Source organism: Bacillus sp. 7884-1 (assembly GCF_002272245.1).
Classification (GTDB): Bacteria; Bacillota; Bacilli; order Bacillales; family Cytobacillaceae; genus Neobacillus.
The window spans coordinates 1-6,790 of the sequence record NZ_NPDD01000034.1 but is presented as its reverse complement, the minus strand read 5'-3'; the positions used below and the strand labels follow the sequence as shown (position 1 = coordinate 6,790).

The 6,790-nt window shown below is 39.1% G+C and carries 8 protein-coding genes; 1 reads left to right on the top strand and 7 read right to left on the bottom strand.

All coding sequences use genetic code 11. From position 1 onward, the window contains the following. Nucleotides 1–97: 97 nt before the first annotated feature. The 7 genes from CHI06_RS04925 to CHI06_RS04895 are packed head-to-tail and all read right to left on the bottom strand — an operon-like array spanning nucleotide 98 to nucleotide 5,685. A complete protein-coding gene (locus CHI06_RS04925) occupies nucleotides 98–1,075 on the bottom strand; it encodes a biotin--[acetyl-CoA-carboxylase] ligase (protein ID WP_095247314.1) in 978 nt (325 codons plus the stop codon). After that, nucleotides 1,060–2,259, bottom strand: coding sequence for a CCA tRNA nucleotidyltransferase (locus CHI06_RS04920; protein ID WP_095247313.1), 1,200 nt, complete (start codon nucleotides 2,257–2,259; stop codon nucleotides 1,060–1,062). Before CHI06_RS04920 ends, CHI06_RS04925 begins: the two co-directional genes overlap by 16 nt. 11 nt (nucleotides 2,260–2,270) lie before the next feature. Then, on the bottom strand, nucleotides 2,271–3,398 hold the full coding sequence (gene bshA / locus CHI06_RS04915) for an N-acetyl-alpha-D-glucosaminyl L-malate synthase BshA (RefSeq protein WP_095247312.1): 1,128 nt from the start codon (nucleotides 3,396–3,398) through the stop codon (nucleotides 2,271–2,273). 2 nt (nucleotides 3,399–3,400) lie between these two features. Further along, nucleotides 3,401–4,111 (bottom strand): bacillithiol biosynthesis deacetylase BshB1, encoded by a 711-nt coding sequence (bshB1, locus tag CHI06_RS04910; protein ID WP_095247315.1) that lies wholly within the window; start codon nucleotides 4,109–4,111, stop codon nucleotides 3,401–3,403. Next, nucleotides 4,101–4,520, bottom strand: coding sequence for a methylglyoxal synthase (mgsA, locus tag CHI06_RS04905; RefSeq protein ID WP_095247311.1), 420 nt, complete (start codon nucleotides 4,518–4,520; stop codon nucleotides 4,101–4,103). The genes bshB1 and mgsA overlap by 11 nt, the downstream gene beginning before the upstream one ends. 10 nt (nucleotides 4,521–4,530) lie before the next feature. Further along, on the bottom strand, nucleotides 4,531–5,334 hold the full coding sequence (gene dapB, locus CHI06_RS04900) for a 4-hydroxy-tetrahydrodipicolinate reductase (RefSeq protein WP_095247310.1): 804 nt from the start codon (nucleotides 5,332–5,334) through the stop codon (nucleotides 4,531–4,533). Nucleotides 5,335–5,340: 6 nt separating this feature from the next. Next, entirely contained in the window at nucleotides 5,341–5,685 is a 345-nt protein-coding gene (locus CHI06_RS04895; RefSeq protein WP_095247309.1) for a nucleotide pyrophosphohydrolase, read from the bottom strand. Between the two features lie 182 nt (nucleotides 5,686–5,867). Between CHI06_RS04895 and CHI06_RS04890 the strand changes: the two genes are divergently transcribed. Then, entirely contained in the window at nucleotides 5,868–6,740 is an 873-nt protein-coding gene (locus CHI06_RS04890) for a YitT family protein (protein WP_095247308.1), read from the top strand. The last annotated feature ends 50 nt before the right edge of the window (nucleotides 6,741–6,790 follow it).

Sequence of the window (6,790 nt, the reverse complement as noted above, 5' to 3'; positions counted from 1 at the left end):
GGCGATAGCATTTTCGAGGAGTCTCGCGCCTTCCGCACAAATCAACAGAGTTCCATTATCAACATTTGCTTTAACACAGCATTAAAATCTGAACTTTTTATACTTCTATATCAGCAGAATACACATGGTGTATTTTTCCCTGTTCATCTTCAATCATTAATACTCCGTCGTCTGTAATACCTTGGGCTTTTCCGACAATTGAATGAGTAAGTGTACGCGCAGTAACCTGTCTTCCAATACTTATAGCATAACTTTCCCATAATAGCTTAATTGGAAGGAAACCCTCTTCTAGGTATAGTAAATACAATTTTTCAAGATTCATAAAGATGCCCTTAATTATTTCAGCTCGGGATATTTTTTCACCTTTTTCAATAAGGAGCGATGTAGCTATGTCCTGTAACTCAGGTGGAAAGTCTTCTTTTATTTGATTAACATTCATTCCGATACCAATGATGATTGAATTAATACGATCTGCTTCTGCTTCAAGTTCAGTTAGAATTCCAGTTACCTTTTTCCCATTGATCAGGATGTCATTTGGCCATTTTATTTCTGGAAGCACCCCGGTAAGGTCCTCAATCGCCTGAACAATTGCCACCGCTGCCAATAGCGTTAATTGAGGAGCTTTTGGAAGTGGGATATTTGGTCTTAGAATAATACTCATCCAAATGCCTGTATACTTGGGTGAATGCCATTTACGGTTCATTCTTCCGCGGCCAGATAGCTGTTCTTCTGCAATAACTACTGTCCCTTCAGGTTCATCTTCATAAGTTAAACGGTGCGCAATCTTTTGTGTAGATTCTACACTGTCCTCGTAGTGGATGTTTTTACCAATAAATTTAGTTTTTAAACCCAGTCTTAATTCATCGGCTGTTATTTTTTCAGGTGTTTTTACAATTCGGTACCCTTTTCGGCGCACTGCTTCTAATTCAAAACCTTCTTTTCGGAGCTCTTCGATATGCTTCCATACAGCCGTTCTGGAGCAGCCGAGTAACTCTGCTATATGCTGGCCAGATAAGTAAGAACCGCCAGCAGTTGTAAAGGCGTCAAGTAATTCTTTCCTTAGTTGTGATTGCACTCCATCAGCCACTCCTTTATGATTTTTTTACTATTCGTAACTCTGCCATCTAGAATCGCTTGCTCAGCCTTAAGCAATAGCTCCTTCACCCATGGTCCACCACTTTTGTTAAACCAGGCCATTAAGTCCGTTCCTGTTAGGTCCATTTCTGATCGTTCTTTAATCGGAAGACTTTCATACAGTCGAGTATAGTGGTGAATAGTGTCACTACCTACGATGCCGTTAATAACGAGATATAGAATTTCAGATGATACGAAAATGTCCTTCGTTGCTGTATACAAATCATAAGAAGACCAACTAGTTTCAAATCGCTTATTTAGATAATGTAAAATAAGCTGTATCTCCCTAATTTCCTTCAACGGGATTCGCCAGCCTCTAAGAAATTCTTCTATTTCTTTTTTTTCTACTTTTAGGCTGAATATGAGCAATGCCCACATCTCACGTGAGGTTAACCGTTCAATTTCATACTCTAACACTAACTTAATAGCTTCCTCTTGGTTTGATAAACCAGGCAAGTAATGATACATATTGGTTTGAAGAATTAATTCCAAGGCTTGTTTTCGATTAACACCACTAAGTAGTTTATCGAACTCCGTCTGTTTTCGTTCGACCGCAATATGTTCAAGAAGGTGTACCATTTCTATCAGTGCATTTAGTGTTTCTTCTTCAATTTTGAAAGAGAGCTGACCTACAAAGCGAACAGCACGCATCATTCTTAATGCATCCTCTTGAAATCGATTCTCTGCATTTCCAACTGTTTGAATGACTTGATTTATGATTGCTAAATTCCCCTGAAATGGATCAATAAGGTTTCCATCTTTATCCATCGCAATGGCATTCATGGTGAAATCTCTCCGCTGTAAATCTTCTGAAAGGCTCCTAATAAATGCAACTTCCTTTGGTCTGCGAAAATTCTCGTATTCTGCTTCACTTCGAAACGTAGTAATTTCATATGCTAGATTTTGATACAAAACCAGAACTGTACCATGCTCGATTCCAATATCGACCGTTTTCGAAAAAATCTGTTTTACTTCTTCGGGGGTTGCCGAGGTGGCAATATCAACATCGTTAATTTCTTTATTTAAAAGGAAGTCCCTGACAGCCCCCCCTACAAAATATGCTTCAAAACCTGCAGTCTCTAACCTTTCTAATACTGGTACAGCTGCTAAAAAAGGCTCTTTCATCCTAATCACCCTTAGTTTAAGAGCTTATTATATAATTGCTCATATTTCCCGACAATTTGTTCGGCTCTAAATTTTGTTTTCACAACAGCTAATCCATTACTGGCAAATTGTTCATGAATCTGTTGATCACTTAATAGCATGATAGCTTTCTTAGAAATATCGTCAATATCCCCTAGCTCACAAATGTATCCTGTCTCTCCATTCTGAATAACTTCAGGCAATCCGCCAACATTCGTTCCAATACAAGGTACACCGCAGGCCATTGCCTCTAGAGCCACCAGCCCAAAGCTTTCTTTTTCCGATAATAACAGCTTTATATCACTGATGGAATATAATTCATCAAGGTTTTCCTGTTTACCTAGAAGGTGAACTTTATCAGTTAACCCTAATTTCTTTACAAGCCTGCAAACAGGCGTCATTTCAGGGCCATCGCCAACAAGCAAAAGCTTTGCCGGCATTGCAGCAGAAATCTTCGCAAACGTTTTTACCACATCCTGAACACGTTTAACTGGCCGGAAATTTGAAACATGGATGACGACTTTTTCATTTTCTTTAATTCCGAATTCCTTCTTTAAATGGGTTGCGTCTCTTTTTTGATAAATTCTTTCATCAATAAAGTTATAGACCGTTTCAATTTGTTTGTCTGGCTGAATTAGTTCTTGGGTTTGCTCAATTAAAGACCTTGAAACAGCCGTTACTGCATCAGATTTTTCAATCCCAAACTTAATTGCCTCTGTCAAGGATGGATCGTAACCAAGAACGGTTATGTCTGTACCATGCAGCGTGGTGACAATCTTTACATCAACCTTTGACATCTGTTTTGCCAAGATTGCGCAAACTGCATGCGGGATAGCATAATGGACATGGAGAATGTCTAGATTTTCTCTATTAGCAACCTCGGCCATCTTACTTGCTAAGGCAATATCATAGGGTGGATATTGAAAAACAGAATATTGATTCACTTCAACCTGATGATAAAAAATATTATGATACATTCTATTAAGTCTAAACGGCATGCTAGATGAGATGAAATGAATTTCATGCCCCTTCTCAGCTAGCATTTTCCCTAATTCTGTCGCAACGACTCCTGAGCCGCCAACAGTAGGATAACAGGTAATTCCAATTTTAAGTTTCCTCATTTTTAATCTCCCATCAAGTCACGATTCAAGAGAATTGGCACCTTTGATTTAAACCCTTCAGCAAAATCAACTCCAACTTGCTGACCAAATAGTCTTTCCCTTGCCTCAACGGTTTCGATGTATCCATTAACTAGGGGCGTTTTAATACTATTTTCTGTTTTCTCAAATTGGCTTTTATAGGCCCTCAAGGCTGCAATTTTATATTCCATCGTATCAGAAATATCAATGGTGAAATCTGGCTTATGGAAGCCATTTATCATATAGAAATACATGTTTGAAACCTTGTGGGGTGCTTGGCTATCCTCGGTATGGTATTTCCTTATGCCAGCAGAAAAGACCGCCTCTTCCACAAGGCGGGCGCAGTTTCCATGATCAGGATGGCGGTCTTCAAAGTAAGGAGCAAAGACAATTTGTGGTTGATACCTTCTAATGACGAAAGCAATCTTCCTAATGAATTCCTCCTGTAGAAGCAGGCCTCTATCTGGAAATGCAAGTGACAATCTCTTAGATACTCCTAATATTTCAGCTGCTTTATTTGCTTCTGATTTTCTTATCTCTATCGTCCCATTCGAAGAAAGCTGTGCCTCCGTTAAATCACAAATGCCTATTCTTTTCCCTCTTGCTGTCAGTTTTGCGATACTTCCTCCCATGCCAATTTCGACGTCATCAGCATGGGCACCGAAAGCTAATATATGTAAGTGCTTATCGCTCATCTCTTTCACCGGTCTCATGAATAATGTTTCTCCATTCTAAGAAACCCTCATCTAATCCTCTAATCAATAGTTCCGCAGTCCCCATATTTGTAGCCAGGGGTATAGAATACACGTCACATAGGCGAACGAGTGCCGTCACATCAGGTTCATGCGGCTGAGCAGTAAGTGGATCCCTGAAAAAGAAAATCGCGTCCATTTTATTTTTTGCAATCATCGCACCGATTTCCTGATCTCCGCCTAGTGGGCCAGATTGAAATCTAGTAATGGGTAATCCTGTTGCTTCTTGTATTCTAAGACCAGTAGTACCCGTTGCAAAAAGGGTGTGTTCTGAAAAGATAGTTTGGTATGCTGTCGCAAATTGAACTAAGTCATTCTTTTTATTATCGTGTGCAATTAAAGCTATATTCATGGCAGTGCTCCTATTCTAGAATATTTTCAAGTCCATATACAAAAAGGTCTTGCTTCATTACCGTCTCTACAGCTATTTTCACACCAGACATAAAAGAAGTGCGATTATAGGAATCATGACGAATGGATAACGTTTGGCCATCTGATCCAAATAAAACCTGTTGATGGGCAACGAGTCCTGGCAGTCTCACGGAGTGAATGTGCATACCGTTAAATTCTGCACCCCTTGCACCACTTATTGTTTCCTTCTCATCAGGATGTCCCTGTTGTTTGAATTCTCTTACAGACGCCATCATTTCAGCAGTTTTAACAGCAGTGCCGGATGGAGCGTCAAGCTTTTGATCGTGGTGAAGTTCGATTATTTCAATATCATTAAAATATTTTGCAGCCATTTTTGAAAACTTCATCATTAACACAGCGCCAAGTGCAAAATTTGGTGCTATTATACAGCCTAGTTCCTTTTCCTTACATATACGCTCCAACTCTTCTAAGTCAGCTTTTGTAAAACCAGTAGTCCCCACCACAGGTCTCACATTATGTTGAAGTGCTGTTCTGGCATGATGCATGCCGACTTCAGGTGTAGTTAGATCAATTAATACATCACACTCAACATTTTGCAGGCACTTCTCAATAGATGAAAAAATAGGGACATTATTTATTGAATGAAAACCCTCTAAGTCACTTAACATGTGGCCATCATGTTTATGGTCAACTGCTGCGATTAATTTAAAATGTTCCGTAATGGTTACCATTTTGACGGCTTCGCTCCCCATCCGTCCTCGTGGTCCCGCTATAATAATTTTCACCGTTTCCATTCCGTTTCACTCCTCATCCTTCTTTTCTATCTTCGTCCAGCGGTCCTTATCTCTGGTATTAAATTTGTTCATAACATAACCGTGTGCCTCTTCCAAGTCAATATTTAATGAATTGGCCAAGCAAATGATGACAAAAAGAAGATCTCCCAGCTCCTCCTCAATAGCCTTTTCCGTTTCGCTGGATTTCTTAGGCTTCTCACCATATTGATGATTGACTTCTCTGGCAAGCTCACCTAGCTCTTCCGTTAGCCGAGCTACCATCGCAAGTGGACTAAAATACCCTTCTTTAAATTGACTTATGTATGTATCTACTTCCTTCTGCAGGTCTTTGATAGATTTGCCATTGGCCACACATATTCACCTCTTTTAATAATTGTAAAACAACTATACTAAATACATTAGCTAAAAAAAGTTAGTTTTACAAATATTTTCGCATTAAGTATCACTTTCCAGTCTAAAATTGCTCTTCTATTATTAATTCGCTATAATAAAAGCCGCTGGCTAGGGAAAATTGTGGTAGAGGAGATAAGATTATGATATTTGGTCTTAAAATGAAAAACGTTTTATTTATTTTAATTGGAACAGCGATTATGTCTTTTGGACTGGTCAATTTTAATATGCAGAATAAACTTGCCGAAGGCGGCTTTACCGGTATAACGCTACTTCTATACTTCATGTTCAAATGGGATCCATCTTATACAAACTTAATTTTAAATATCCCTCTCTTTTTTGTCGGCTGGAAATTACTCGGTAGAAATGCTTTTATATACACACTTCTTGGCACGGTCGGTCTATCCGTTTTTTTATGGATATTCCAGCGTTATTCGATTGACATGCCGCTAAAAGATGATTTATTACTAGCTGCACTTTTTGCGGGTGTTTTTCTTGGAATTGGATTAGGGATTATCTTTCGCTATGGCGGTACGACAGGTGGAGTCGATATCATTGCACGACTTGTCCAGAAATATGCTGGCTGGAGCATGGGAAGGACCATGTTTATCTTTGACATAGGAGTGATTGGGTTATCTGTTCTTACCTATCTCAATTATAAAGAGGCAATGTACACCCTAGTAGCTGTATTTATTGGAGCTAGGGTTATTGATTTTATTCAAGAAGGTGCCTATACGGCCAGAGGTGCAATGATTGTTTCTGATAGAAATGATGATATTGCGAAAAAAATTATGGAAGAAATGGATAGAGGCGTTACTGTTCTAAAAGGGTATGGTTCTTTTACAAAAATAGAGAGAGAAGTATTATACTGTGTTGTGGCTAAAAACGAAATTGTTCGTTTAAAAAACTTGATTACCTCAGTTGATCCACATGCGTTTGTTTCTGTCACTGTCGTCCATGATGTCCATGGAGAAGGATTTACACTAGATGAAAATAAAAAGCCTATTGAAATATAGAAAAGCGCAAGCGCCTTGCTCAGGGGCGACAGGCATAAGACGAGCCGGCA

Coding starts and splice junctions, on each gene's coding strand:
- CHI06_RS04920 (WP_095247313.1), bottom strand. CDS start 2,259: ATGAAAGAGCCTTTTTTAGCAGCTGTACCAGTATTAGAAAGGTTAGAG.
- bshA (WP_095247312.1), bottom strand. CDS start 3,398: ATGAGGAAACTTAAAATTGGAATTACCTGTTATCCTACTGTTGGCGGC.
- bshB1 (WP_095247315.1), bottom strand. CDS start 4,111: ATGAGCGATAAGCACTTACATATATTAGCTTTCGGTGCCCATGCTGAT.
- mgsA (WP_095247311.1), bottom strand. CDS start 4,520: ATGAATATAGCTTTAATTGCACACGATAATAAAAAGAATGACTTAGTT.
- dapB (WP_095247310.1), bottom strand. CDS start 5,334: ATGGAAACGGTGAAAATTATTATAGCGGGACCACGAGGACGGATGGGG.
- CHI06_RS04890 (WP_095247308.1), top strand. CDS start 5,868: ATGATATTTGGTCTTAAAATGAAAAACGTTTTATTTATTTTAATTGGA.